Source organism: Actinoplanes sp. NPDC048967 (assembly GCF_040649415.1).
Taxonomy (GTDB): Bacteria; Actinomycetota; Actinomycetes; order Mycobacteriales; family Micromonosporaceae; genus Actinoplanes.
Genome location: NZ_JBEZFL010000004.1, coordinates 776592 through 800415 on the forward strand (window position 1 = coordinate 776592; position 23824 = coordinate 800415).

The 23824-nt window shown below is 70.8% G+C and carries 27 protein-coding genes; 7 read left to right on the forward strand and 20 right to left on the reverse strand.

What is annotated here, in order from left to right; translation table 11 throughout:
* The 5 genes from AB0C12_RS21305 to AB0C12_RS21325 form a co-directional block, all read right to left on the reverse strand.
* Positions 1-1509: a molybdopterin-dependent oxidoreductase gene (locus tag AB0C12_RS21305; protein ID WP_360550376.1), complete on the reverse strand. Its 1509-nt coding sequence runs from the start codon at positions 1507-1509 to the stop codon at positions 1-3.
* 68 nt (positions 1510-1577) lie between these two features.
* Positions 1578-2210 (reverse strand): fasciclin domain-containing protein, encoded by a 633-nt coding sequence (locus AB0C12_RS21310; RefSeq protein WP_360550378.1) that lies wholly within the window; start codon positions 2208-2210, stop codon positions 1578-1580.
* Positions 2211-2310: 100 nt separating this feature from the next.
* Positions 2311-2685: a DUF4383 domain-containing protein gene (locus tag AB0C12_RS21315; protein WP_360550380.1), complete on the reverse strand. Its 375-nt coding sequence runs from the start codon at positions 2683-2685 to the stop codon at positions 2311-2313.
* Positions 2686-2753: 68 nt separating this feature from the next.
* Positions 2754-3512 carry an anti-sigma factor gene (locus AB0C12_RS21320; protein WP_360550382.1) on the reverse strand — a complete coding sequence of 253 codons (759 nt, stop codon included), beginning with the start codon at positions 3510-3512 and terminating at the stop codon, positions 2754-2756.
* Positions 3509-4129 carry a sigma-70 family RNA polymerase sigma factor gene (locus AB0C12_RS21325; RefSeq protein WP_360550384.1) on the reverse strand — a complete coding sequence of 207 codons (621 nt, stop codon included), beginning with the start codon at positions 4127-4129 and terminating at the stop codon, positions 3509-3511. The genes AB0C12_RS21320 and AB0C12_RS21325 overlap by 4 nt, the downstream gene beginning before the upstream one ends.
* Before the next feature lie 152 nt (positions 4130-4281).
* Between AB0C12_RS21325 and AB0C12_RS21330 the strand changes: the two genes are divergently transcribed.
* Together AB0C12_RS21330 and AB0C12_RS21335 are read left to right on the forward strand one after the other, a co-directional pair.
* On the forward strand, positions 4282-4794 hold the full coding sequence (locus AB0C12_RS21330) for a SigE family RNA polymerase sigma factor (RefSeq protein WP_360550386.1): 513 nt from the start codon (positions 4282-4284) through the stop codon (positions 4792-4794).
* Positions 4791-6017 (forward strand): hypothetical protein, encoded by a 1227-nt coding sequence (locus AB0C12_RS21335; protein ID WP_360550388.1) that lies wholly within the window; start codon positions 4791-4793, stop codon positions 6015-6017. The genes AB0C12_RS21330 and AB0C12_RS21335 overlap by 4 nt, the downstream gene beginning before the upstream one ends.
* Here AB0C12_RS21335 and AB0C12_RS21340 read toward each other — a convergent pair.
* Positions 6014-6925: a Gfo/Idh/MocA family oxidoreductase gene (locus AB0C12_RS21340; RefSeq protein ID WP_360550390.1), complete on the reverse strand. Its 912-nt coding sequence runs from the start codon at positions 6923-6925 to the stop codon at positions 6014-6016. The two genes, AB0C12_RS21335 and AB0C12_RS21340, sit on opposite strands and share 4 nt — an antisense overlap.
* Positions 6926-7004: 79 nt before the next feature.
* On the opposite strand from AB0C12_RS21340, the gene AB0C12_RS21345 reads away from it, so the two are divergent.
* Both AB0C12_RS21345 and AB0C12_RS21350 read left to right on the forward strand, forming a co-directional pair.
* The gene (locus tag AB0C12_RS21345) at positions 7005-7370 is read left to right on the forward strand and encodes a hypothetical protein (protein ID WP_360550584.1); all 366 of its coding nucleotides are present in this window, start codon (positions 7005-7007) and stop codon (positions 7368-7370) included.
* Positions 7363-7794: a hypothetical protein gene (locus AB0C12_RS21350; RefSeq protein ID WP_360550391.1), complete on the forward strand. Its 432-nt coding sequence runs from the start codon at positions 7363-7365 to the stop codon at positions 7792-7794. The genes AB0C12_RS21345 and AB0C12_RS21350 overlap by 8 nt, the downstream gene beginning before the upstream one ends.
* A gap of 12 nt (positions 7795-7806) precedes the next feature.
* On the opposite strand, the gene AB0C12_RS21355 is transcribed toward AB0C12_RS21350, so the two are convergent.
* The 9 genes from AB0C12_RS21355 to AB0C12_RS21395 form a co-directional block, all read right to left on the reverse strand.
* Entirely contained in the window at positions 7807-9270 is a 1464-nt protein-coding gene (locus AB0C12_RS21355) for a glutathionylspermidine synthase family protein (RefSeq protein ID WP_360550393.1), read from the reverse strand.
* Positions 9271-9273: 3 nt separating this feature from the next.
* Positions 9274-9672 (reverse strand): hypothetical protein, encoded by a 399-nt coding sequence (locus AB0C12_RS21360; RefSeq protein ID WP_360550395.1) that lies wholly within the window; start codon positions 9670-9672, stop codon positions 9274-9276.
* A gap of 85 nt (positions 9673-9757) precedes the next feature.
* The gene (fabG, locus tag AB0C12_RS21365; protein ID WP_360550397.1) at positions 9758-10516 is read right to left on the reverse strand and encodes a 3-oxoacyl-ACP reductase FabG; all 759 of its coding nucleotides are present in this window, start codon (positions 10514-10516) and stop codon (positions 9758-9760) included.
* A 109-nt stretch (positions 10517-10625) separates the two neighbouring features.
* Complete coding sequence (locus AB0C12_RS21370; RefSeq protein ID WP_360550399.1) at positions 10626-12272, reverse strand: alpha-amylase family protein; 1647 nt, start codon at positions 12270-12272, stop codon at positions 10626-10628.
* Positions 12253-13125, reverse strand: coding sequence for an HTTM domain-containing protein (locus AB0C12_RS21375; RefSeq protein WP_360550401.1), 873 nt, complete (start codon positions 13123-13125; stop codon positions 12253-12255). The genes AB0C12_RS21370 and AB0C12_RS21375 overlap by 20 nt, the downstream gene beginning before the upstream one ends.
* Complete coding sequence (locus tag AB0C12_RS21380; protein ID WP_360550403.1) at positions 13122-13559, reverse strand: hypothetical protein; 438 nt, start codon at positions 13557-13559, stop codon at positions 13122-13124. Before AB0C12_RS21380 ends, AB0C12_RS21375 begins: the two co-directional genes overlap by 4 nt.
* A 64-nt stretch (positions 13560-13623) precedes the next feature.
* Complete coding sequence (locus AB0C12_RS21385) at positions 13624-13776, reverse strand: hypothetical protein (protein WP_360550405.1); 153 nt, start codon at positions 13774-13776, stop codon at positions 13624-13626.
* The gene (locus tag AB0C12_RS21390; protein WP_360550407.1) at positions 13773-14789 is read right to left on the reverse strand and encodes a hypothetical protein; all 1017 of its coding nucleotides are present in this window, start codon (positions 14787-14789) and stop codon (positions 13773-13775) included. The genes AB0C12_RS21385 and AB0C12_RS21390 overlap by 4 nt, the downstream gene beginning before the upstream one ends.
* Entirely contained in the window at positions 14786-15130 is a 345-nt protein-coding gene (locus AB0C12_RS21395) for a PadR family transcriptional regulator (protein ID WP_360550409.1), read from the reverse strand. Before AB0C12_RS21395 ends, AB0C12_RS21390 begins: the two co-directional genes overlap by 4 nt.
* A gap of 94 nt (positions 15131-15224) precedes the next feature.
* On the opposite strand from AB0C12_RS21395, the gene AB0C12_RS21400 reads away from it, so the two are divergent.
* A complete protein-coding gene (locus AB0C12_RS21400) occupies positions 15225-15890 on the forward strand; it encodes a DedA family protein (protein ID WP_360550411.1) in 666 nt (221 codons plus the stop codon).
* Positions 15891-15924: 34 nt separating this feature from the next.
* Here AB0C12_RS21400 and AB0C12_RS21405 read toward each other — a convergent pair whose 3' ends face one another.
* The 5 genes from AB0C12_RS21405 to AB0C12_RS21425 form a co-directional block, all read right to left on the reverse strand.
* A complete protein-coding gene (locus AB0C12_RS21405) occupies positions 15925-17124 on the reverse strand; it encodes a carbohydrate-binding protein (protein ID WP_360550413.1) in 1200 nt (399 codons plus the stop codon).
* 31 nt (positions 17125-17155) lie between these two features.
* Entirely contained in the window at positions 17156-18415 is a 1260-nt protein-coding gene (locus AB0C12_RS21410) for a glycosyl hydrolase family 18 protein (RefSeq protein ID WP_360550415.1), read from the reverse strand.
* Between the two features lie 159 nt (positions 18416-18574).
* Positions 18575-19969: a carbohydrate-binding protein gene (locus tag AB0C12_RS21415; RefSeq protein ID WP_360550417.1), complete on the reverse strand. Its 1395-nt coding sequence runs from the start codon at positions 19967-19969 to the stop codon at positions 18575-18577.
* Positions 19970-20060: 91 nt separating this feature from the next.
* Complete coding sequence (locus AB0C12_RS21420; protein WP_360550419.1) at positions 20061-20771, reverse strand: membrane protein insertase YidC; 711 nt, start codon at positions 20769-20771, stop codon at positions 20061-20063.
* Positions 20772-20832: 61 nt separating this feature from the next.
* The gene (locus AB0C12_RS21425) at positions 20833-21120 is read right to left on the reverse strand and encodes a DUF6412 domain-containing protein (RefSeq protein WP_360550421.1); all 288 of its coding nucleotides are present in this window, start codon (positions 21118-21120) and stop codon (positions 20833-20835) included.
* 115 nt (positions 21121-21235) lie between these two features.
* Between AB0C12_RS21425 and AB0C12_RS21430 the strand changes: the two genes are divergently transcribed.
* Both AB0C12_RS21430 and AB0C12_RS21435 read left to right on the forward strand, forming a co-directional pair.
* The gene (locus AB0C12_RS21430; protein WP_360550586.1) at positions 21236-22354 is read left to right on the forward strand and encodes a glutamate--cysteine ligase; all 1119 of its coding nucleotides are present in this window, start codon (positions 21236-21238) and stop codon (positions 22352-22354) included.
* Positions 22351-23730, forward strand: a complete 1380-nt coding sequence (locus AB0C12_RS21435; RefSeq protein WP_360550423.1) for an FAD-dependent oxidoreductase — start codon at positions 22351-22353, stop codon at positions 23728-23730. Before AB0C12_RS21430 ends, AB0C12_RS21435 begins: the two co-directional genes overlap by 4 nt.
* Positions 23731-23824: the final 94 nt, after the last annotated feature.

The following is a 23824-nucleotide window of genomic DNA, read 5'->3' on the forward strand; positions in this document are numbered from 1 at the left end:
TCACTCCACCGTTGCGGTGACCGTGTGCCAGCCGGTCGCGCCGTCCGGGAACGGTGTCGCCCGCTGCTCGGTCTGCACAGCGCCGGTGCCGTCCACGGCCCGGACGGAAAGAGTGTGCAGACCGGCGGTGGCGGGCCACTCGTAGCGCCACTGGACCCAGGTGTCCGTGGACGGGACCGGCAGCAGCTCGGCCTTGGCCCACGGGCGGTCGTCGACGCGTACCTCGACCGTTCTGATGCCGCGGCCCTGCGCCCAGGCGACGCCGGCCACGGTCAGCTTGCCCGCCGCCAGCTTGGCGAACGGCGCCGGCTTGTCGATCCGCGACGCCGTCTTGACCGGGCCGCGGGCACCCCACTTCCGGCGCACCCAGTAGGCGTCGAAGTCGGCGAAGGTGGTCAGTTCGAGCTCAGTCATCCACTTGCAGGCCCCGGCGTAGCCGTACAGGCCGGGGGTCAGCATGCGGACCGGGAAGCCGTGCGCCAGGGGCAGGGGCTCGCCGTTCATCCCGACGCAGAGCATCGTGTCGCGGCCGTCGAAGACCGTCTCGACCGGCGTGCCGATGGTCATGCCCTCGACCGAGCGGGCCACCACCTGGTCGGCGCCCGGCTTGACCCCGAGCTCCCGCAGCAGCGGGGCGAGCGGGACACCGAGCCAGCGGGCAGTGCCGATGTACGGCCCACCCACCTCGTTGGACACGCAGTTCAGGGTGACGTCCCGCTCGATCAGCGGCCGCTTCAGCAGGTCGTCGAAGGACAGCTCGACCTCCCGCCCGACCATCCCGTGGATGCGCAGGCGCCACGTCTCGACGTCGATGGAGGGCACGGTCAGGGCGGTGTCGACCCGGTAGAAGTCCGCGTTGGCGGTCACGAAGCCCGGGGCGGTGCCGGCGGGCAGCGGCTTCGCGGGGCTCGCGGCCACCGGCAGCTCGATGGCCTCGCGGGATCGGGTGACGGCTCCGCCGCGGACCCGCTTGACGACTTCGGAAGTGGCCCCCGCGACAACGGCGCCACCGGCGATCACCGCGGCGGTCCGCAGAAACGCGCGGCGATCGAAACCGGCCGGGCCGGGCTCCGCCGGAGCGGTCCGGTAGGAGCGGTGGAGCAGGAACAGCAGCGTGGCCCCGGCGATCGCGGCGCCCACAATGGACGGCACCACGTCGTAGGCGATCGCAGCGGGTCGTAGTGCCGCGGCGACCGCGCCGGCCAGGCCGAACAGTGCGGCACCGGCCACGGCAACCCAGCGGCGGCGGACACTGAGCACTCCGACCAGGGCTGTGAACAGGATCAGGGCCAGGGCGATCGTGGCGAGCAGGACGGGCTTGTCGTTCGTGCCCAGCGTGCGTACCGCGAACTCCTTGAGCGGCGTCGGCGCCGCGTCGATCACCGCGCCCCCGACGGCGACCAGCGGTCCGGCCTGAGGCCGGGTCGCGGCCGCGAGCACTTCCGCGAGAGCGACTCCGAATGCGGCCGAGAGCACACCGATGAGGGCGGGCCAGGCGATACGGCGCACGACGATCTCCTTCCCTGCCGGGCGCCGGCCGTGGTCACCACCACGGCCGGCGCACTCCCGAAGAAAGATCAGCCCTTCGGCATGAGGACGGAGTCGATGATGTAGACGGTGGCGTTGGCGGTCTGCACGTTGCCGCAGACGACCGACGCCTCGTTGACCTTGAAGTCGCTGCCGCTGCCCTCGACCGTGACCTCGTCACCCTGGATGGTCTTGTGGGTGCCGGCCAGCTGCTCCGGGGTGAGCTTCCCCTCGACCACGTGGTAGGTGAGGATGCTGGTCAGCGTCTTCTTGTCGGCCAGCACGGCCTTGAGGTCGGCCGCCGGGATCTTGGCGAACGCGTCGTTGGTCGGCGCGAAGACGGTCAGCGCGGGCGCGGTGTTCAGCGTGTCGACCAGCCCGGCCTGCTTGACCGCGGTGACCAGTGTGGACAGCAGCGGGTTACCGGAGGCGGCGGTCGCGACCGGCACCTTGGCCATGGCGTCGAAGCTGCCCGGGTCGGACGCCTCGGTCGGCACGGCGGCACAGCCGGCCCCGAAGGTCGCCATGGAGTCCGTGCCGGCCATGGAGGGAGCGGCCGACGCCGTGGTGGCGGCCGGCGCCGCCGCGGTGTTCTCGCCGCTCGCGTCGTCCCCGCCGCAGGCGGCCAGGGAGGCGGAGAAGACGAGGGCGGCGGCGATGGCAGTGATCTTGGTGGCGCGCATGATGGGATCCCCTTCGGAATTGGATGTCACGGAATATTCGTGACGAACTGCTCGAACAGATGCGCACAGGGGCGCCTTTTTACGGGGCGGTGCTTGATGATCAGCGGCGGCCGACAGCCGTCAGCGCTATACCGAGAACGAGACAGAGGGCGATATCGGCACCGTTCGGCGCGACCCGGGTGACACCGGCCAGGCCGGCGAGACCCAGGGCGAGCAACGTGAGACCGGCCCAGGTGGCGGTGACCCGCGCCGGACGCGAGCCGAGAATCGCGGCGGACACCAGGGCGGTGCCCAGCCCGAGGTGCAGGACACCGAACGGCATCGTGACCTCGAACAGCCCGAGCAGTTCACCCCGGCCGACGGCGAGAAAACCGGCGATACCGATGGCCACCAGCACCAACCCGAAGGCGAAGGTCACGGGGCCGCTGTTGTCGCGTACCCCCTGGACCGCCGCGCGCCGGATGTCGGTGACCATCAGTATCTCCGTTTCGTCGTTTTCTTTCCTCTACAGACGATTCGGAGCGGTATGGGGACCGGATGGGTCTACGTCAGGAGAACTTGGGCCACCACTTGGGTGGGCTGCGGCGAGCCGCCGGCCGGCTCCTCCGAGACAGCGAAGGCCTCGTTCCCGGGCACGCCTTCGACGATCTGGGCCGCCGAGGCTTCCCCGGGCGACAGCAGCCCGGCCTTGACCGGCGCCGGAGCGGACACGTCGCGGATCGTCCAGAGCTGGAAAGCCCGGTCCGCCGACGGTGCCCGATCAGCCCGCATCGAGACGACGCTGGCCGCCTGTTGAGCGGACGAGGCCACGGTGACCCGGCCCCCGCCGATCATCGGCGCGGTGCGGACCACCAGGTCGGGGGCGGCCAGGATGGCCTGGGTACGGGCCTCCCGCAGCTCCGCGGCGGCGACTGCGGTGTTCTTGGCGCGTACCCGCTGCTCCTGCACCGCCCACGTGGCCGCACCCGCCCCGGTGGCCAGGATGCACGCCGCGGCCGCGCCCGCTGTGTACCGGCGCCAGCGCGACACCGCCGCCCGCGCATCCGGCTCGGGCCGGGCCGACTCGCCCGGCGACAGCTGCCGGGTCCGGCCGATCGCGGCGAGCACGTCCGTGCGCAGCTTCGGCGGCGGGACCGACCAGGTGCTGTCGGCCAGCCGCGACGCGGTCTCGCGCAGCTCGTCGACTTCACTGCGGCAGCCTTCGCAGGCCACGATGTGCCGCTCGAAGGCGGCCCGCTCCAGGTCGTCCACCGCGTCCAGCGCATAGGCGCCGACCAGGGCGTGAATGTCCGTCGTGGTCACGCGGTCACCTCCACACCCAGGCAGTCGCGCAGGCGGATCAGGCCGTCACGCATCCGGGTCTTGATCGTGGGCAACGGGGTCTGCAGAAGTTCGGCCACCTCTCGGTAGGAGTGGCCCTGGTAGTACGCGAGCGTCACCGCCTGCCGCTGGAGCTCGGTGAGATCGTCCAGGCAGTGCCGTACCTGCTGGCGTTCCAGTCGCCCGGCCACCTCGTCGACGACCTCGTCGTACGGGGTCTCCACCGCGGCGATACCGACCTTCATGGTGCGGTCGGACGAGGCCTGCTCGGAGCGCACCCGGTCCACCGCGCGGCGATGCGCGATGGTGAAGATCCAGGACGTCGCCGTACCGCGGGCGGCGTCGAAGCGGGCCGCCGTACGCCACACCTCGACCAGCACCTCCTGCGCGACCTCCTCGGCCTGGGCCGGATCGCGCAACACGCGCCTGATCAGGCCGTAGACCCGGGGCGAGACCAGATCGTAGAGGCGGGCGAACGCCGGCTCGTCGCCGCGGGCCACCGCGCGTACCAGGTCGCCGACGTCGGAGGTGGGGCCGGCCGGAGCATCGGGCACGGCCGACAGATGGTCAGGCCGGCGGGCGGCGCCGCGCTCAGTCATGAAGTCAGCCTCTCCATCGCTCATGCCGTATCAACTGCCATTCGGCACGGACGGCTACGCGGATGGGTCATCGCACCACAGAGCGGCCGCATCGGCATACAACCGATCGTCCGACGTCACCGTTTACTACAGGGACGACGGCGGGAGCAGGGATGACCAACGGATCGGACGCGGAGTACCTGGCGTACGTGCACGGGCGGACGACAGGTCTGCGGCGTACCGCGTACCTGCTCTGCGGGGACGAGCACCATGCCGACGATCTGGTGCAGGAGACCATCACCAAGCTGTATGTGCGGTGGTCGCGGATCAGCGGTGTGGACAACATCGACGCGTACGTGCACACGATGCTGGTCCGCATTTTCCTCGACGAGAAACGCCGGGGCTGGTGGAAGGTACGCCTCGGCGTCCCACCCGACCGGCCCGCGCCGGCGCACCACGGCCACGGCGTCGAGGAACGCGCCGTGCTGCGGGCCGCGCTGTCCCAGGTGCCGCCGCGGCAACAGGCCGTGCTGGTGCTGCGCTTTCTCTGCGATCAGTCAATTGCCGATGTCGCCCGGGTGCTGAGCTGCAGCGAGGGCACCGTGAAAAGTCAGACAGCCCATGGACTCACGGCCCTGCGCCGGATCCTCGGCGACCGCATCCATTCCCTCGGGGGCACACGATGAACCAGCATCCGGACAGCGCCGACCGCGACGCGGTGGCCCTGCTGAGCCCGCTCGCCGGCGATCCGGCCGGCCCGTCCCGCATCGACGTGGCCGGCGCGATGGCCGAGGGCCGGCGCCGCCGCCGCACCCGGTGGTGGACCAGCGGAATGGCGGTCGTGGCCGTCACCGCGACCACCGCGGCCGGGGGCACACTGGCCTTCTCCGCCCTGGGCCGGCCCACGCCACCACCGCCGCGCCCGGCTGTCACCCCGTCCCCGTCGATCGCGGTGGCCGCCCCGCCGGCCGGACCCAAGGACTGCACGGTCAGCCGGCTGCCCACCGCCGGCATCGAGAAAGCACTGGTCACCGGGGGTGACGCGAGCGGGCGCTGGCACGTCGGCCGGCTGTACCCACCGGGCGGCGGGCAGGGTCGCCCCCTCGTGGTGTGGCGGGACGGCAAGATCGTCAGCCAGATCCGGGTCGGCGGTTCCGACGACAGCTTCGTCGACATCAACTCGCGCGGCCAGGCGGTCGGTTCCGGGTTCGACCCGGAGATCCGGCCGTACGCGTACCGCGACGGCAAGGTCAAGCCGCTGGCCGGTGGCGAGGGCGCGGCGTCGGCGATCAACGACGCCGGGGTCGTGGTCGGCTCGCTCGGTCCGCTGTACGAGGGCGTCCCGGCGCGCTGGGCGTCCGTGACCGCGAAGCCGCAGCGGCTGCCGTTGCCGGCCGGCGCGGAGTCCGGCGAGGCCGGCGACATCGACGAGGCCGGCAACGTGCTCGGCACCATCACGCCGAAGGGCAAGGAAGGCACGGGTTACCTGTGGCTGGCCGACGGCACCGCCCGCCGTATGCCGTTGCCCGAGGTCGACGGCCGCAAGGCGACCATGTTCTGGCCGGCCGCGATCCGCGACGGCTGGGTGGTGGGCCGGGCCGTGATCGACACCGCCGACACGCGATCGTTCGCCTTCTTCCGCTACCGCATCGCGAGCAATACCTACGAGCGGCTGGTGTCCGGCGCGGGGATGCCGGCGCGGGTGGCGGCCAACGGCTGGGTGGTGGGCGAGGCCGACCGGCCGGTGATCACCGTCGGCAAACGCAACACGAAGCTCCCGGCGGACCCGAAGCTCAAGGGCGAGCAGCAGTACATCGTCGAGAGCATCAGCGACGACGGCCTGGTCGTGGCCGGCTACTCGGCCGGGCCGAACACCGAGAACCACCCGCTGCTCTGGCGCTGCCGCTAGCCCGGCTCGCCCGGCTCCAGGCTGATGGTGCGGCCGGTGGAGATCGATTCACCGGCCGCGGCCAGCACGGCCACCACCTCCGCACCGAAGGTCAGATCCAGCGCCGACGCGGGGCCACCCTTCGCCGCGCCGATCAGGGCGTCCACCGCCCGGCCGAAGGCCTCCACCGGCAGCCACGGCACCGTCGGCACGTCGGCGACCCCCGACTCGCCGAAGAATGCCGCGTCCTCGCGTTCCAGGGCGGCCGGGGCGTCGACGGACAGCGTCAGCGTGCTGATCGCGCCGCCGGTGTGCCGCAGCAGCACGTGCGTCATGTCGCGGTCGCCGGCCAGCGCGGTGACCTGCGCGACCGGGCCCAGCACGGGCAGGATCAGGGCGACCGCGTGCGGTCCGACGTCCCACAGGCCGCCGCTCTGCTTGCGCCAGACCGACGCCCCGAACGGGTTGCCGGGCTGGAAGATCGAGCCGAGGTGGTCGATCCGCGCCTCCAGCCAGCCGCCGGCCTCCCGGACCTGGTCGATGAACTGCTGGATCTGCGGCATGAAGCGCCGGGTGAAGAAGACGACCCCGGCCACCTGCTGCTCGGCGGCGGCCGTGACGATCTCGGCGGCGGCCTCGGTGGTGAAGGCGATCGGCTTGTCCAGCAGCAGGTGCTTGCCCGCCCTGGCCGCGCGCAGGGCGATGTCGGCCTGCACGTCCGGGGGCAGCGCGACGGCGATCGCGTCCACGTCGGCGATCAGCGCGTCGATCTCCGCGTACGGCTGCGCGCCGTGCTCCCCGGCCAGCGCGGCCGCCTTGGCCGGGTCCCGGCCCCAGACCCCCACGAACTCGACGTCCGGGTGCGCCGCCAGCGCCGGGGCGTGCGCCTGGTGGGCCCACGGTCCCGTACCGAAAAGTCCGAACCGCATCCTCGTGCCGCCTTCCCGCTGGAGATCACACCCGGCCGAAAGCTAACACGCTGCCGCTGATCAGTACGCTGTGCCGGTGATGAACGGCCCGCTGTCGACCGCGACCATCGTCGTGGCCCTCCTGCTGGGGATCTGGTATCTGATCCGCTCGGCGCTCAACCGCGCCCCCGGCAACACCGACCTGTGGGCCATGCTCGGTCTCAGCGCTCTGGTCGCGGTGCTCGTCGTGGTGGCCGTCGTCGGGCTCATCACCGGCGACCGGCCGAGCGAGACCACCACCTTCATCGGCTACCTGATCACCACCGTCGCGTTCGCCCCGGTCGGCTTCTATCTGGCCCGGCTCGAGCCGACCCGCTGGGGCACCCTCATCCTCGGCGTCGCCTGCCTGGTGCTGCCGGTTCTCGTGCTGCGGTTGCAGCAGATCGCGGAGGCCACCGGTGGCTGAGCCGACCCCGACCCACACCAGGCCGCGGGACGCGGCCCTGGGCACCGGCGCCGGCCGGGTGCTGCTGCTGGTGTACGGCATCTTCGCGGTCTCCGCGGGCGCCCGGGCCGGCGTGCAGATCGCCACCAAGTTCTCCGAGGCGCCGCTGGCGTTCCTGCTGTCGGCGTTCGCCGCGCTGGTCTACCTCGCGGCCACCATCGGCCTCGCCGTCGGTGGCACCCGGGGCCGCCTGATCGCCCTGACCAGCTGCTCGATCGAGCTGGTGGGCGTCCTGGTGGTGGGCACCCTCAGCGTGCTCGACCAGGAGGCGTTCCCGGACGCCACCGTCTGGTCGCGCTTCGGCAGCGGGTACGGCTACGTGCCGCTGGTGCTGCCGCTGATCGGCCTCTGGTGGCTGTGGCGCAACCGGCCCGGAGATCGCTGACCGGGCCGGTCCTCAGGAATCGGCGCCGACGGTGTGCGGCAGGAAGTTGCAGTTGTCCCGGGTGACCAGGCCGTCGGTGCCCAGGCCCTCACGGATGCCCATGCCGGCCGGCTCGCCGTCGATCAGCCAGGCGCCGATCACCGGGTGCACGGTGCCTTCGAGGCCGTCGAACGACGGCAGTTCCAGCAGCTCCTGCACCACAAAACGGCCGTCGCTGCCGTACTCGGTGGGGTTGTCGACCAGGGTGACGCCTTCGCGGACCAGTTTGACCGAGCCGCCCTCGCGACCCCAGACCGGCTTTTTCGCGTACGAGGTCAGGGTGGCCGCCTTCGACGACTCCGCGAAGTAGGCCGGGAGCAGGTACTTACCGCGTTCCGGGTCGTCGCCGAAGAGCTTCCACAGCACCGGCAGCAGCGCCTTGTTGCCCAGCAGCGCCGCCTTGTACGGGGGCTCGATCCACACCGTGCCGCGCTTGGCGGGGTCGGCCATGTTGCGGAAGAAGGCCTTGCCGCCCTCCTCGTTCCAGAACCACTCCCACGGGTACAGCATGAAGATCACGTCGATCGGCTGCGCCTTGTGCTCCTGGCCCGGGGCGGGCACGAAGAGCACCCGGTCGCCGGCCACGTCCCAGCCGATCTGGCTCATCGCGATCAGCTCGACCGGATAGCCGGCCTCCTCGGCGGTCGCCATCAGGTAGGCCACGTTCATCCGGTCCTCACCGGACGTCTCGCTGGTCTCGTACGCGAAGTAGATCTTGGGCTTTTCCGGCAGCCACGGGCGCGCCTCGCGCAGCTTGCCGATGTTGCGCCGCCAGGCGCCGGGATTGGCGGGCTCACCGTCGGCCGCCTCCCAGCCGACCAGCCGGTCGTGGATGGAGTTCCACTGCCGCCAGGGGTGCTGGGTCACACCGGTCTGGTCGACCCAGTGCCATTGGATGACCGCGGCCTCGACCAGCGACGTCGGCGTCTGCGCGTTGTATTCGAGCAGGCGCGGGACGCTGCCGGCGCCGTTGTACCAGAGGTCGAAGCGGCCGTAGACGGACGGCGAGTAGTCCGGGGTCTGCATCGGGATCCGGCCGTCCGGGTCCTTGTCCTGGTGCGTCCAGGTCTCGGCGTCGCCGTCGAACCACGTGCGGATGATCTGCTCGTGGGTGTACTCCGGGATGCCGATCCTGGCCAGGAAGCAGGTCTCCGGGCCGCAGACCGAGGCGAAGTAGCCGTCGCGGCGGCCCTGCGCGGTGTGCCGGGGGCACTGCTGGACCATCCAGTCGCCGGCCTCGAGGCACATGCTGTTGAGCGCGGTCGTCGCCGCTTCCAGCTCCTCGATCTCGGCTTGACTGAAGTCGTAGTACGGCCCCTCCTGCCAGTACGACATCATCGTGCCGTCCGGCAGCTCGGTGTCGTTGTAGGTCAGGCCGAGGCTGTAGTTGGTGAGTCGCCAGCCGTCGCGGACCGGGCCGTAGGGAACCCGCTTCAACGCTCAGCCGCCCGACTTGCCGGACTTGCCGGACGTGCCGCTGCCACCCTTGCCGACAACGCTGGTCTTGACCGTGCCGTTGCTGATCCGGCCGGACGACGGCAGCCCGAACCGGGAGCGTGCGGTCTTGTCGTTGTAGGCGAACTTGCTGCCGCCCGAGGGCAGCCGCGAACCGACCGGGTAGCCCGAGCGGTAGCCCGACGAGTGCCAGATGAAGAAGCCGCCTCCGCCGCCGCCGTTGTTGTCGTCATCGTCGCAGTAGTCCTCGTCGACGATGACGCCGTTCTCGTCGGCGCAGTAGAAACCCTCGTCCTGGTAGTCGTTGCCGTTGTCGCAGGCAGCCACCCCGCCTGCCGCCAGCAACAGGAACGTGCTGGTCAGCGACACACTACGAGAGCTCATCCGTCGGTTCACTGTCGGCTTCTCCACCCTTCGACCCGTCCGGCCCGCTCCATCATGTGTAGCTCGCCGGATCAAGCCATGACGGCTAGTCGCGAGGACCGCCGGCCACGTAGATCACCTGGCCGGAGACGAATCCCGCTCCTTCACTGACCAGGAAGGATACGGTGTTCGCCACGTCTTCGGGACGGCCCGCCCGGCCGACCGGGATCTGACCGATCGCCGCCTTCTGAAAGTCCGCGAAGTCGACGCCGACCCGGGCCGCGGTGGCCGCGGTCATGTCGGTCACGATGAAGCCGGGCGCGACCGCGTTGGCCGTGACACCGAAGCGACCCAGCTCGATGGCCAGCGTCTTGGTGAAGCCCTGGAGGCCGGCCTTGGCCGCGGCGTAGTTGGCCTGACCCCGGTTGCCCAGCGCCGACGTGCTGGACAGGCAGACGATGCGACCCCACTGGGCGTCGACCATGTGCTTCTGCACGGCCCGGCTGAAGAGGAACGCGCCGCGCAGGTGGACCGCCATCACGGTCTCCCAGTCGTCGTCGCTCATCTTGAACAACAGGTTGTCGCGCAGCACGCCGGCGTTGTTGACCAGCACGGTGGGCGCGCCGAGCTCGGCGGTGACCCGCTCGACGGCGGCGGCGACCTGAACGGCGTCCGAGACGTCGGCGCCGACGGCGAGGGCGGTGCCGCCGGCGTCGTGGATCGCGGTCACCGTGTTCGCGCAGGCACCCTCGTCGAGGTCGACGACCGCCACGGACAGGCCGTCGGCGGCGAGCTTGCGCGCGGTCGCCTCACCGATGCCACGTGCGGCCCCGGTCACGATCGCTACCCGACTCGGCTGGGTCATTGCTGGCCTCCCGCTTGATCTGTTACGCAGTCGGCCGACTCTAACCCAGCTGTTACCCGCGGGTTACCTGGTGGGGTCATCTTTCTGCATCAAGGCTGCAAATTTACGGTCACGGCTTCCGGCACAGCCGGATCCAGCGGTAGCCGTAGCCCGCGACCTTGAGCTGGTCGAACTTGCCCGGCTCCGGATACTCCTGGTCGGCGAGCACGTCGTTGGGGAAGTCGGCCTCCGGGTACAGGCTGCTGAGGTCCACCACGCCGTCCTCCTCGGCCAGGTTGTGCAGGAAGAGCATGGTGCCGGTGGAGTCGTCCGCGCGGTGCACGAGCAGTCCCGCCGGGGCGGGCACGTCCACGTGGGTGCAGCTCCCGCTGCCGACCTCCGGTGCCTCCTTGAGGGTCCGGATCATCCGCTCGAACCACGACAGCAGCGACTTCGGGTCGTGCCGCTGCAGGGTGGCGTTGACCTTCTCGTAGCCGTACTCGCCGCCGGTGATCACCGGGCGCACGAGCCGGCCGGTCCGGGCGGTGGAGAAGCCGCCGTTGGCGGCCATGTTCCACTGCATCGGGGTACGGATCGCGTTCCGCCCGTCCTGGGTGAGGTCGTCGCCCATGCCCAGTTCCTCGCCGTACCGCAGCACCGGCGTGCCCCGCAGGCTGAACTGCAGCGCGTAGGCCAGCTCGATGCGCCGGCGGTCGCCGCCCAGCATCGGGGCCAGCCGGCGGCGGATGCCCCGGCCGTAGAGCTGCATGTCCTCGTCCGGGCCGAACTGGGCGAACACCTCGTTGCGCTGCTCGGCGGTGAGCCGGGACAGGTCGACCTCGTCGTGGTTGCGCAGGAAGGTGGCCCACTGACCGCCGACCGGCAGCTGCGGCGTGTCGCGCAGCGCGTCGATGATCGCTTCCGGGTTGCGCCGGGCCAGCGAGAGCATCAGCCGGCCGTTGAGCATGAAGTCGAACAGCATGTGGATCCGGTTGGCCGAACCGCCGCCGTCGCCGAAGAAGTCTTTGAGCTGCTCCGGCTCGACGTTGGCCTCGGCCAGCAGCACGGCGTCGCCCTGGCGCCACTGCACGTGCTGGCGCAGCTCGCTGAGGAACGCCATGTCCTTGGGCGAGTTCGGGTTGCCCGGCTCGGTCTCCTCGATGATGAACGGCACCGCGTCCATCCGGAACCCGGAGACGCCCAGTTGCAGCCAGAACGCGCAGATCTTCTTGATCTCCTCGCGGACCTCGGGGTTCTTGATGTTGAGGTCGGGCTGGAACTTGTAGAACCGGTGGTAGTACCAGAGCTTCGCGGTGCGGTCGTAGGTCCACGTCTCGGCCTGCTCACCGGGGAACACCATGCCCTGGTGCCGGTCCTCGGGCTGGGTCTCGGACCAGACGTACCAGTCCCGGTACGGCGAGTCCGGCGACGAACGCGCCGACTGGAACCACGGGTGCTGGTCGGAGGTGTGGTTCACGACCAGGTCGATGATGACCCGGATGCCCCGGTCCCGGGCCTGGTGCACCAGCTCGGTGAAATCGCCGAGGGTACCCAGGCGCGGGTCGACGTTGTAGAAGTCGGCCACGTCGTAGCCGTCGTCGCGGTTCGGCGTCGGGTGGACCGGGTTCAGCCACAGACAGGTGATGCCGAGGCGGGCCAGATAGTCCAGCCGCCCGATCATGCCCTTGATGTCGCCGACCCCGTCGCCGTCGGAGTCGGCGAACGTGTCGATGTCGGCGCAGTAAATGACGGCCTTCTCATACCACCGGTCGCTCATGTCCCCTTACTTGTCCCCGGCTCCGCTTCAGGAAACGTCGGGCCCACGTCAGGGGCCGGACCTTCTCCAGCGCGAGGAAGCTGGTGATCGCGGCGAGGTGCGGGGCGAACGAGATGGTGATGGTGGCGAACGTGACCAGATGGAACGAGTAGAAGAACGCCACCGCGTAGTTGCGCCAGCGCGGCCGCAGGAAGAAGATCGCCGGGCTGGCCAGCTCGAACGCCACGATCCCGAACTGCGCGAGGATCAGCAGGTACGGCACACCGGCGATCAGGTCGGCCAGGTCCGTGCCGCGGCGGATGATCGCCCGGGCCAGCACCGAGCTCGTCACCCAGTCGATGCCACCGAAGCGCAGCTTGGCCCAGGCCGCCAGGAAGTACGTGCACACCACGGCGATCTGGGTGACCCGCAACGCCCAGCCGCCGGCCTCCGTGCTCCGGGGATCGCCGTGCCGGGCCCGCCCCACCGTCGGCAGCACGGCCAGCGCGACCAGCAGACCGACCCGGTCGTGGTCGACCTTGCCGTAGCTCATCGCGATGACCATCCACTCGAAGTAGAGCGCGAAGACGGTCCAGCCGAGCAGCCGGGGAGCTCGCCCGGTGGCCGCGGCCAGCGCTACCACCAGCAGCACCCAGAAGATGCCGTGCACCAGCAGCGGGGTCGGGGTGGGCAGGTGCAGCAACCGGCCGACCAGCAACGGTTTGTACAGATCGCCGGGCGTGCTGGCGTGGTGGCGGACCCAGGGCGTGAAGATCACCAGGTCGGCCGCGACGAAGAGATAGATCAGCGTACGGAACGCGGCGACCCGGCCCAGCGGAACCGGCTCGGTCAGCCAGCGGGTGAGCCGGTTCACGGTGCGCTCCAGGAGGCGATGATCTCGTCCCGGCTGGTGCCGGTGGGCCGCGAGTCCTCGATGCCCTCCCAGCGGATGACGATCCGTACGGTGCGCAGCGGCGCGGCCCCGGGACTTTTCTCCGCGTATGCCGTGGCGACCTGTCGCAGCCGGGCCGGGTCCTCGATGTAGGCCTGCTGCTGGCCCTCGATCTCGGCCCGGCGCAACCCGCTGTTGGCCTCGGTCAGCACCACCGTGCGCCCGCTGATGTCGACCCCCTCGACCCGGGTGTCCGGCGCGTCGGCGTTCGGATCGGGTGCCGTGGAATACATCCGGAACGGCCCGAACGGGAAGTCGTCGTCCTGCCCCCAGAAGGTGCCCAGGAGCAGCAGCACCAGCCCGGCCACCGTCACCGCGACCCGGGTCGTCCGCCCGCGCGTACTCAACGTTTCCATCGCGCCGGGACACTACCGCCGCCGCGCCACCCGGGACCATCCCGGCACGACGCGGCGGCCCCGTTCACACGGACGGCGACCCCGGCGGACTCTGCTCGAACCGGCGATCCGGGCGGACGACCACCCAGGCGGCGGCAAGCGGCACCACCGGGGTCCCGCCCCGGAAGAGCCGCGGCAACTGCCGGTGACGGCGCTCCAGGATCGCCTCGGACGTCATGCGGCCTGCTCCGGGGTCCGGGTGATCGTCACCGTGATGTTCTCCCGCAGGTGCAACGCGGCAGCCGCGAGGGCGAAGGCCAGCAGCGGGACGCCGGTCATCAGCAGGACGTCGACCACGACGATGCCGGGCGTCACGGACCGCGCCAGGCTGATGTCGATCGCCTGCTCCAGCTGCCGCTGCGCCACCGGCACCGCGAGCAGGGGCGCGAGCAGCACCAGGATGCGGCGCCGGATCCCAGCGGGGATCCGGTGCAGACCCGCCAGCAGCATCGCGCCGGCCGCGAGGAGCAGGGCGTCGGGCACGGTGACCAGCCCCAGGATCTGCGGCGGGATCGACCACCACGGGAGCGAGAACGCACCTGCCGCGGCCAGGACCAGACCGGCGGCGAGGAGGGCGCCACCACGCCGGCCCAGGATCACGGTGGCCGGGCGACCCTGGCGGGACAGCACCAGCAAAGCGACCGTCAGCAGGGCCGCGACCAGGGCCCAGGACATCCGGACCGCGCGGAACTCCTGGCTCGGCAGCCACACCGCGATGGCGGCGATCTCGACCAGCACCGCCACGATCGTGAGCGCCGTCGCCGTACGCCGGGCGGCGAGCAGCAGGGCGACCACGACCGCGAGCCACGCCAGCGAACGGGCGGCCACGTCGATCAGCAGGCCACCGTCCAGGCCGAAGGCGCGCATCGGGTCGCCGGACTCCCGGGCGTACAGCAGGCCGACGATCAGCCGGCGCCCCGCGATCGCCGTGAGCAGCACCGCGCCGAGCAGGGCCGCCACCGCGGCGGCATCGCGCCAGGCGGAGGTGCGCAGGCCCTGCGCGCCGCGGCCGAGGCGCGCGAGGAGGCCGGCCCGGAGCAGGTCGACGGCCTCGCCCAGGGCGGGTCTGCGCTGCCCGGGTGCGGCGCCCTCCATCAGCACTGTCACCATCTCCTCCTCGTAGGCGTGGCGGTGCGCCGGCGGATAGATCGCCAGCAGGCGGCGGTACCGGATCTCGAGCGGTGCGGTCACGCGGGTGCCCCTCCCAGGTCGTGCCGGGCGCGCAGCCGGCCCTCGGCCAGAGTGGCCTGCTGGCGCAGGCGGCTGCTCTCGGCGGCCAGCCGCTTCTCCCCGGCCCCCGTGAGCCGGTAGTAGCGGCGCAGCCGGGACTGCACGACCTCCTCCCGGTCGACCTCGATGAGGCCGTCGGTGCGCAGCCGGTCGAGCGCGGCGTAGAGAGTGCCCGCCCGCAGCCGGACCCGGCCATCGGTCATCCGGGCCACGTCCTCGATCACGGCGTAACCGTGCTGGGGGCCCGAGGCCAGCGCGGTGAGCACCAGGAAGGTCGGCTCGCGCATGGGTGTATCGGTCATGGTCGGCAGCATATACCGATGACAGGTATATACGGCAAGCGGTTTGTACCTTGGAAGCCGGGTAAGCATGGGGATCGAGACGAAGGAGCGCCGGATGAGCGTGCCGTACTACCTGGCCGCGGAGACCGAGCCCAGTCAGCTGGGTGGCCTGACCGGCTGGGTGGCATCGGTCATCGAGTCGCTCGGCGAGCTGGGCGTGGGCCTGCTCGTGGCTCTGGAGAACCTGATCCCGCCCATCCCCAGCGAGATCGTGCTGTCCATGGCCGGCTATCTGGCCGGCTCGGGCCGGGTCAACCTGGTGCTGGTGGCCATCGCCGCCACCGCGGGCTCGGTGCTGGGGGCCCTGGCGCTCTACTGGCTCGGCTACGCGCTCGGCGAGGAGCGGCTGCGCCGCTGGCTGGACCGCATCCCGCTGGTCGACGCCGACGACCTCAACCTGGCCGACCGCTGGTTCGAGCGGCACGAGAAGGGTGCGGTCTTCTTCGGCCGGATGGCTCCGGTGGTCCGCAGCCTGGTGTCCATCCCGGCCGGCGCCAACCACATGAAGCTGGGCATGTTCACCCTGCTCACCACCATCGGCAGCGGACTGTGGAACTGTCTGTTCATCGGCGGTGGCTACGCCCTGGGTTCCCGGTGGCAACAGGTGGAGAAGTACAGCAGTTGGTTCGACTACGCGATCATGGCTTTCTTCGCGGTGGCCATCGGCAGCTGGGTGATCAAAAAGGTGCGCAAACGGCGACGCGCGACCGCGGATCGGTGAGATCCACGGCCGCGCGCCAGGGGAGAAACGGTGCCTAGAAGCCTGCGCTGATCTTGGTGAAGGCCCAGTCGGACTGCGCGATGCCACTGCAGTTGGAGACCACGCCGCCACCGGCGCAGCCGCGGTCCCGGTTGACCGCCCAGAAGGTGAACCGGGCGAGGTTGTTGTTCCTCGCGTAGTCGCGGATCCGGGTCCAGGTGTCGGTGCTGGTCAGCTCCTGCTGGTCGGACAGGCCGTTCATGCCGGAGATGCCCATGTGCGAGTACGCCTGCGCGTCGCTCCAGCCGAAGGTGGTCTTGAGCAGGTTCTTCAGGCCCTCGGAGGCGCCGACCGTGGCGCCGTACATGTCAGCGCCGCCGCCGAAGTCGAACGGCATCTGGGTGAAGATGTCGATGTTCGCGCCCAGCGCCTTGGCCTGCTGCACCAGCCGGGTGCCGAAGTAGTTCGGACCGGTCGGCGAGGTGCCGAAGGTGAGGATCGTCTTCACCGAGGGGTTCTTCTGCTTGACGATCTTCAGCGCGCCGAGGATGCGGTCCTGGACCACGGTGTTCTCGAACTCGTCGCTGTTCTCGATGTCGATGTCGATCGCCTTGAGGCCGAAGGTGTCGATCACCTTCTGGTACGCACCGGCGAGCGCTTCCGGAGTGCCGCAGTTCGGGCCGAGCTTGTTGCCGCTCCAGCCACCGATCGACGGGACGACGCTGCCGCCGGCCGCCTTGATCGCGTTGATGGTGCTCTCGTGCGAGCCGCCGGTCAGGCCACCCTCGCCGTCCCAGACCGGGTTGCAGCCGTTGGCCAGCACGAAGGCGATGGTGAAGGCCTTGATACCGGTGGCGTTCATGACCGTCGACGGCGCCGGCGGGTTGCCCCAGCCGGGGTAGATGTAGGGCGCGGACGCCATCTTGGTGCCGGTCGCCGGCGGGGTGGTGGGCCCGGTCGGGGGCGTGGTCGGCGGGGTCGTGGGGTCGACCACGCCACCGCAGGCGCCCTTGTCGGCCCAGACGCCCCACTGCCCGCTGGCCGTCGGGACCTCGTTCTGGGTCCACCACTTGGCGGTGTAGTTCTTCGACTGGTACGAGACGGTGTTGTCCTTGACGTAGACCGCCGAGGAGCTCCACGCCGGGGCACAGGCGACGGCCGCCGACGCGCCGGGCGCGAGCACGACCGTGGTGCCGGCTCCGGCCGCGGCCAGCACCATCGCGAGCGCGACGGCGTACTTCTTCTTCAGCTTCATGGGGGATCTCTCCAGTGGGGGAATCTGGTGATCAGGGCAGGGTGGAAAGGTGCGGCTTGATGGTGTTGGCCCAGCCGTTGCCGGCGGTGACGTCCCAGTTGATCGACCAGGTCATCGCGCCGCGGATGCCGGGATAGGTGCGCGGCGGGCGGAACGAGCCGCAGTTGGTGCCGCGGGCCAGGCAGTCGAGGGCCTGGTTGACCACGGACGGCGAGACGTAGCCGCCGCCGGCCGCGCTGGTGGTCGCCGGCAGGCCGAGCGCCACCTGGTCGGGACGCAGCCCGGCCTCGAGCTGGATGCAGGCCAGCGCGACCAGGAAGTTGACTGTGCCCTGGCCGTACGCGGCGTTCTGGTCGCAGCCGAGCATGGCGCCGGAGTTGTAGTACTGGGTGTGGACGACCGTGAGGATGTCCTTGATGTCGAGCGCGAGCTTGAAGTAGGACCCGGCCGGGTTCTGCATGTCGATGGTCTGCGGCGCCATCGTGATGATCAGTTTGGCGCCGGCCTTGGCCCGCAGGCTGCGCAGCGCCTGGCCCATGTAGGTCGGGTTGAGGCCGTTCTCCAGGTCGATGTCGACGCCGTCGAAGCCGTACGTCTGCATCAGCGAGAAGACCGAGTTGGCGAAGTTGGTCGCCGCGCCCGCGTCGTTGACGCTGACCGAGCCCTTCTCACCGCCGACCGAGATGATGACCTTCTTGCCGCGTGAGTGCAGCGTCGCGATGTCGGCCTTGAACTGCTCGTTGGTGTAGCCGCCGACCGAGGCGGAGAGCCCGGCGTCGATGGTGAAGGAGACCGCGCCCGGGGTGCTCGTGGCGTCCGCGAAGGCCACCGCGACCAGGTCGTAGGTGCTCGGCACGGCGGCGAGCTTGAGCTCGTTGGCCGGGTTGTCGAAGTTCTGCCAGTAACCGGTGATGAAGTGCGCCGGCAGCGTGCCGTTGCTCGGCGGCACCGTGGTGGGCGGCGTCGTCGGCGGCGTGGTGGGCGGGGTCGTGGGTGGGGTGGTCGGCGGGGTCGTGGCCGGCGGGGTGGTCGGCGTCGTCCCGCCACCGCAGGCTCCCTTGTCGGCCCAGACGCCCCACTGCCCGCTGGCCGTGGGGACCTCGTTGGTGGTCCACCACTTCGCGGTGTAGTTCTTCGACTGGTACGAGACGGAGTTGTCCTTGACGTAGATCGCCGAGGAGCTCCACGCCGGGGCACAGGCGGTGGCCGCGCTCGCGGAAGATCCTATGTAGACAGCGGAGCCGGCGGCCGCGAGGGCGGCGGACACGGCGAGGACCAGGGATCGGCGCATGGGGGTGGGCCTTCCACGTCGAACAGTTAGGTTCATTGATTATTAGGACTGTTAACAGAACTAGTCCAGACCCCCGGCACCTTAAAGTTCTTTAAGGTGCGCGGGCCGGCGGCGCTGGTCACGCCCCCGGCCCTTACGCGTACGTATTGAACGAAGTCGCTACCTGCGGAACTGGATCCAGTTCACGTTGACGAAGTCGGCCGGCTGCCCACTGGTGAAGGTCAGGAAAACCGTGTGCCGCCCGGACACGTTGGCCACGTTGGCCGGCACCGACCGCCAGGACTGCCACCCGCCGGTGTTGGCGAGCGCGAAACTGCCGATCGGCGCGTTGCTGCGGCTGTCGACCCGGACCTCGACGAGGCCACTGACGCCACCCGCCGCCCCGGAGGAGACCCGGCCCACGAAGTCGCGTACCCCACCGGTGCCGAAGTCGACGTTGTCGAACTGCAGCCAGTCACCGTTGCTGATGGCGCCGACGTTCTGACCACCCTCGGACGACGTCTCCTTGATCACCGACGACGCGGCGTTGTACGACTCGGCCTCGATCTGCCCGTACGCGTTGCGTACGCCACCGGCCGGCGGCGTCGTGGGCGGCGTGGTCGGCGGCGTGGTGCCACCCGAACCCGAGCGGTACACGGCCACGTAGTCCACCAGCATCGGCACGCCTGACCGGGTCGCCCCGGTGGGTCCGCCACCGAACGCGGCCGGGAAGCCGCCGCCCATGGCCACGTTCAGGATGATGAACACGCCGCGGTGAGTGGCGTTGTTCCACGTCGTGGCGTCCATCTGGTTCGCGCTGACCTGGTGGTACTGCGCACCGTCGAGGTAGAAGCGCAGCTGCTCCGGGGAGACGCTGCGGTCGTACTCGACGGCGTACGTGTGGAAGGCGGTGCCGCAGGTCGGGCAGGACTTCTCGCCGCTGCCCAGGCCGGTGGTCTCGTTGCAGGGACCGCCCGGGTTGACCCCGCAGTGCAGGGCCGAGAAGACCGAGGGCCGGCCGTTGATCGACTCCATGATGTCCCACTCGCCGATGCTCGGCCAGTTGGTCGCGCCGACCGGCCGGGCCGCGTCACCCAGGGTCCAGAACGCCGGCCAGTAGCCGGCGGCCGCCGCACCCGTGACGTTCGGCTGCTGCAGCCGGCCCTCGATGCGCAGCTTGCCGCCGGCCGGCGCGGCGAAGTCGGTGCGCTGGGTCTCCACCCGGCCGGAGGTCCAGTTGCCGGCCGAATCCCGGATCGGCTTGATCGCCAGGTTGCCGTTGCCGTCGTGGTAGACGTTCTGCGTCGAGTCGGTCATCCGCTCGACCTCGCCGGTGCCCCAGTTCGCCGCGCCGCCGGGGTAGCCGGTGCCGATGTCGTAGATCCAGTTGCTGCGGTTCAGCCCGGTGCCCGCGGCGCCGGTGAAGTCGTCACTGAAGATCAGGCTCATGCCCGAGGGGGCGGGCGGTACGGCCGCGTCGGCCTGCGCCACGAAGACGGCCGAGGCGCCGCCGGCGATCACGACAGCGGCGGCAGCGAGCAACCGCCGGCGCCACTTGTTCGGGGTGCTTCTCATGACAACGGCCTTTCGGGGGGATGGGGATGCCCTGCTGAGAGCGCTCTCTGGAAGTTTCCATGCTGTTACGGAAGCTTGTCAATATGCATGGCTACCGATTGACTGCCGGTGCGGGACGGCGCCATAGTGCCTGCTCAAGCGCGGTCCAGGCGGCCGAGGTGACCAGGTAGAGGCCACCGGCGAGCGGCAGCCAGGCCACCATCACCACCGTCAGGTACGGCAACCAGGACAGGATCCGCGGCAGCAGCAGCGCACCGGGCTGAGCCGGATCGGCCGGGGCCGGCTGCAAGCGCCGGGTACGCCGCGAGGACCACCACGCCAACGCGGTCGCCAGCGCCAGCAGCACGGCGAAGACCGGCAGGCCGGCCGCGAGGTGCGCAGTCAGCGGCACGCCGAGCAAATGGCCGCCGAGCACTCCGGTGGGCGTACCGGCACCGGGCTGCACCAGGTGGAACATCAGCATGAAGAACGGCGCCTGGGCCAGCGCGGGCAGCATCGCGGCGAACGGGCCGGCGCCGTTCGCGCGTTGAAGAGCGAGCGTCTCGGTGGCCAGCCGCACCGGATCGTCGCGGTGCCGTTCCCGCAGCGCTGCCAGCTCAGGCGCCAGCGTGGCGCCGCGCCGGGCGGATCGGGCCTGCAACCAGGTGAGCGGGCTGATCAGCAGCCGGACGGCGACGGTGAACAGGACGATGGCCAGCGCGGCGGAGAGCCCGCCGACGGCCGGGGTCAGGAGGGTGGCGAGACCCTCGAGGGCGGAATGCGCGACACCGACGACGGCGTCGAGCGCAGCGGAAAAGGACATGGGCGTACCCCTGCGGTCCGAAAGGAAATAAGGACGCGGAGGCGGCCGGCCCGGGCGCGGGTCAGTGCGCGGGGAGCACGACCGCCGGGCACGCCGACGGGGCTCGCGGACGCGGCCGCCCGGCCGCGTCGGGATCCAACAGGCGGGGCAACCGCCGGCGCAGGGCCCGCACGGCCAGGCCGACGCCGGCCGAAGCGGGACGCAGGGACGGCACCGAGATGACGGCGGCGGCCGCCAGCACCACGAACAGCGCGGCCGCGACAGCCGCGAGACCCAGCACCAGCTGGGTGGACGACCCGGGCGCGGGGCTCTGCAGGGCGGCGAAGACCCAGAACCCCAGCAGCAGCATGCCTGAAACGCTACGCGCGCGGCGCAACCTTCGTTTTCCGGAGACCGCGGCCGGGTAATTTGCGGTCATGGCAACTTCGGAGAGCGCGGCGACGGCAACAACGATCTCCGAGGAGATGGCCGACGAGGCGGACGCACAAGGACTCCTCACGCTCGGCGTGGAGGAGGAGTATCTGCTTGTCGACGCCACCGAGCCCCGCGCGGTCGACCGCGTCGAGGAGGTGTTCGACCACCTCGGCGACGACATCCGCGACTCGGTGCAGCACGAGTTCGTGCGCAGCCAGATCGAGACGGCCAGTCCGCCCCAGCTGGAACTGCGCGATCTCTTCGAGTCGATGACCCGGCTGCGGGCCGGGCTGGCCGCCGCGACCGAGCGCGCCGGCGCCCGGCTGGTGGCGGTCGGCGCGAGCCCTGCGGCCGGGGAGCACTCCCGGATCGTCGACAAGCCCCGCTACCACCGGATGCGCGAGCGCTTCGGTGACCTCTCCCCCGGCGGCGGCCTCAACGGCATGCACGTGCACGTCAGCGTCCCCGACCCGGAGACCGGCGTGCAGGTGCTCAACCACCTGCGGCCCTGGCTGCCGATCTTCCAGGCCGCGACGGCGAACTCGCCGTTCTTCGACGGCCGCGACACCGGGTACGCCAGCTGGCGCTCGATGCTCTGGGAGCGCTGGCCCACGGTCGGCCCGACGCCGTACCTGGAGTCCCACGAGCAGTACGAGACGATGATCTCGGACCTGGTCGCGAGCGGCGCGATGCTCGACGAGGGGATGCTCTACTGGTACGCCCGGCTGTCGGCGAACTACCCGACCGTGGAGATCCGGATGGGCGACGTCTGCCCCACCCCGGACGACGCGATGCTGCTGGCGGCGCTCGCCCGCGCACTGGTCGCGACTCTGTTGCGGGAGGTCGAGTACGGCCGGCCGGCGCCGAACGTGCCGCACCCGCTGCTGATGGCCGCGCACTGGCGCGCCGCGCACGACGGGCTGGAAGGCCTCAACATCGACATGGCCACCCGGGAGCCGCGGCCGGCCTGGAAACTGATGCGCCAGCTCTTCGACTACGTACGCCCGGAGCTCGAACGCCACGGCGATCTGGAGATGACCACCGTCCTGATGGGACGGCTGCGCGCGCACGGCACCGGCGCGGCCCGGCAGCGGGCGTTGCTGGCCCAGCGGGGCTCGATCGAGGACGTCGTGGACTGGCTCGCGGCCACCACCCGGGGCGAGCGGTGAAGCTCGTCGTCGTCGGCGGGGACGCGGCCGGGATGTCCGCGGCGTCGCAGGCCCGCAAGCGGCTGGGGCCCGGCGAGCTGGAGATCGTGGCGTTCGAGCGGGGGCACTTCACGTCGTACTCGGCCTGCGGGATCCCGTACTGGATCGGCGGTGCGGTCAAGGACCGGGACGCGCTGATCGCGCGTACGCCGCAGGAGTTCCGCGACGCCGGCATCCGCGTGCACACCCGCCACGAGGTCGTCGGCATCGACCTGACCGCCCGCGAGGTCGTGGCCCGCGACCTGGACAGCGGCGGCGAACGGCGGGAGAGCTACGACCACCTGGTGTACGCGACCGGCGCGGTGCCGGTGACGCCGGACTGGGCCCGGATCGACGGCGAGGGTGTCTTCGGCGTGCAGACGCTGGACGACGGCACGGCCATCCATGCCTGGCTCGACCGCGAGCCGCAGCCGCGCACCGCCGTCGTGATCGGCGGCGGTTACGTGGGCGTCGAGATGGCCGAGGCGATGGTCCGGCGCGGCCTGGCCGTCACCCTGCTGGAGAAGTCGCCGCAGCCGATGGCCACGGTCGACCCGGACATGGGCGAGCGGGTCGGCGCGGCCATCCGCGGGCTGGGCATCGACGTGCGCACCCGGACCCACGTACAGGGCCTGGAGACCGCCGACGGCCGGATCTCCGCGGTGGTCACCCCGGAGGGGACGCTGCCGGCCGACATCGTGGTGCTGGGCCTGGGGGTACGCCCGAACACGGCGCTCGCCGTGCGTTCGGGCATCCCGGTCGGGGTGACCGGCGGGCTGCGCACCGACCTGCGGATGCGGGTCATCGGGCCCGAGGGGCACCTCGACGGGATCTGGGCGGCCGGTGACTGCGTGCAGACCGTGCACCGGGTCAGCGGCCAGCCGGTGCACGTGCCGCTGGGCACCCACGCCAACAAGCAAGGCCGGGTCGCGGGCATCAACATCGGCGGCGGCTACGCGACGTTCCCGGGCGTGATCGGCACCGGGGTGACCAAGGTGTGCGAGCTGGAAGTGGCCCGGACCGGGCTGACCGAGAAGGAGGCCGACGCGGCCGGCTTCGCGTTCGTCACGGCGACGGTCGAGTCGACCAGCCGGGCCGGGTACTACCCCGGAGCCAGCACGATGACGGTGAAGCTGATCGCCGAGAAGCGGACCGGCATGCTGCTCGGCGCTCAGATCGTGGGCCGCGAGGAGGCGGCCAAGCGGATCGACTCGCTGGCGATCGCGGTCTGGAACAGCATGACCGTGGAGGAGATGACGGCCCTCGATCTCAGTTACGCGCCGCCGTTCTCCCCGGTGTGGGATCCGGTGCTGATCGCCGCGCGCAAGGCGACGGACGCCGTGCACGCGGCGGGGTGATGCTTATCGTCCGATGTGTCGTCATCAATCCGCTCTGCGGGCAAAGCTGTGAGCAGGAGCGATCACTTCCGGTCACGCATTGATCACGAAAGCG

Coding starts and splice junctions, on each gene's coding strand:
- AB0C12_RS21335 (WP_360550388.1), top strand. CDS start 4,791: ATGAACCAGCATCCGGACAGCGCCGACCGCGACGCGGTGGCCCTGCTG.
- AB0C12_RS21370 (WP_360550399.1), bottom strand. CDS start 12,272: ATGAGCGACCGGTGGTATGAGAAGGCCGTCATTTACTGCGCCGACATC.
- AB0C12_RS21425 (WP_360550421.1), bottom strand. CDS start 21,120: ATGCTGCTGCTGGGGTTCTGGGTCTTCGCCGCCCTGCAGAGCCCCGCG.
- AB0C12_RS21325 (WP_360550384.1), bottom strand. CDS start 4,129: ATGACTGAGCGCGGCGCCGCCCGCCGGCCTGACCATCTGTCGGCCGTG.
- AB0C12_RS21315 (WP_360550380.1), bottom strand. CDS start 2,685: ATGGTCACCGACATCCGGCGCGCGGCGGTCCAGGGGGTACGCGACAAC.
- AB0C12_RS21385 (WP_360550405.1), bottom strand. CDS start 13,776: ATGACGTCCGAGGCGATCCTGGAGCGCCGTCACCGGCAGTTGCCGCGG.
- AB0C12_RS21430 (WP_360550586.1), top strand. CDS start 21,236: ATGGCCGACGAGGCGGACGCACAAGGACTCCTCACGCTCGGCGTGGAG.
- AB0C12_RS21310 (WP_360550378.1), bottom strand. CDS start 2,210: ATGCGCGCCACCAAGATCACTGCCATCGCCGCCGCCCTCGTCTTCTCC.
- AB0C12_RS21345 (WP_360550584.1), top strand. CDS start 7,005: ATGAACGGCCCGCTGTCGACCGCGACCATCGTCGTGGCCCTCCTGCTG.
- fabG (WP_360550397.1), bottom strand. CDS start 10,516: ATGACCCAGCCGAGTCGGGTAGCGATCGTGACCGGGGCCGCACGTGGC.
- AB0C12_RS21395 (WP_360550409.1), bottom strand. CDS start 15,130: ATGACCGATACACCCATGCGCGAGCCGACCTTCCTGGTGCTCACCGCG.
- AB0C12_RS21420 (WP_360550419.1), bottom strand. CDS start 20,771: ATGTCCTTTTCCGCTGCGCTCGACGCCGTCGTCGGTGTCGCGCATTCC.
- AB0C12_RS21405 (WP_360550413.1), bottom strand. CDS start 17,124: ATGAAGCTGAAGAAGAAGTACGCCGTCGCGCTCGCGATGGTGCTGGCC.
- AB0C12_RS21400 (WP_360550411.1), top strand. CDS start 15,225: ATGAGCGTGCCGTACTACCTGGCCGCGGAGACCGAGCCCAGTCAGCTG.
- AB0C12_RS21330 (WP_360550386.1), top strand. CDS start 4,282: ATGACCAACGGATCGGACGCGGAGTACCTGGCGTACGTGCACGGGCGG.
- AB0C12_RS21415 (WP_360550417.1), bottom strand. CDS start 19,969: ATGAGAAGCACCCCGAACAAGTGGCGCCGGCGGTTGCTCGCTGCCGCC.
- AB0C12_RS21340 (WP_360550390.1), bottom strand. CDS start 6,925: ATGCGGTTCGGACTTTTCGGTACGGGACCGTGGGCCCACCAGGCGCAC.
- AB0C12_RS21360 (WP_360550395.1), bottom strand. CDS start 9,672: ATGAGCTCTCGTAGTGTGTCGCTGACCAGCACGTTCCTGTTGCTGGCG.
- AB0C12_RS21380 (WP_360550403.1), bottom strand. CDS start 13,559: ATGGAAACGTTGAGTACGCGCGGGCGGACGACCCGGGTCGCGGTGACG.
- AB0C12_RS21410 (WP_360550415.1), bottom strand. CDS start 18,415: ATGCGCCGATCCCTGGTCCTCGCCGTGTCCGCCGCCCTCGCGGCCGCC.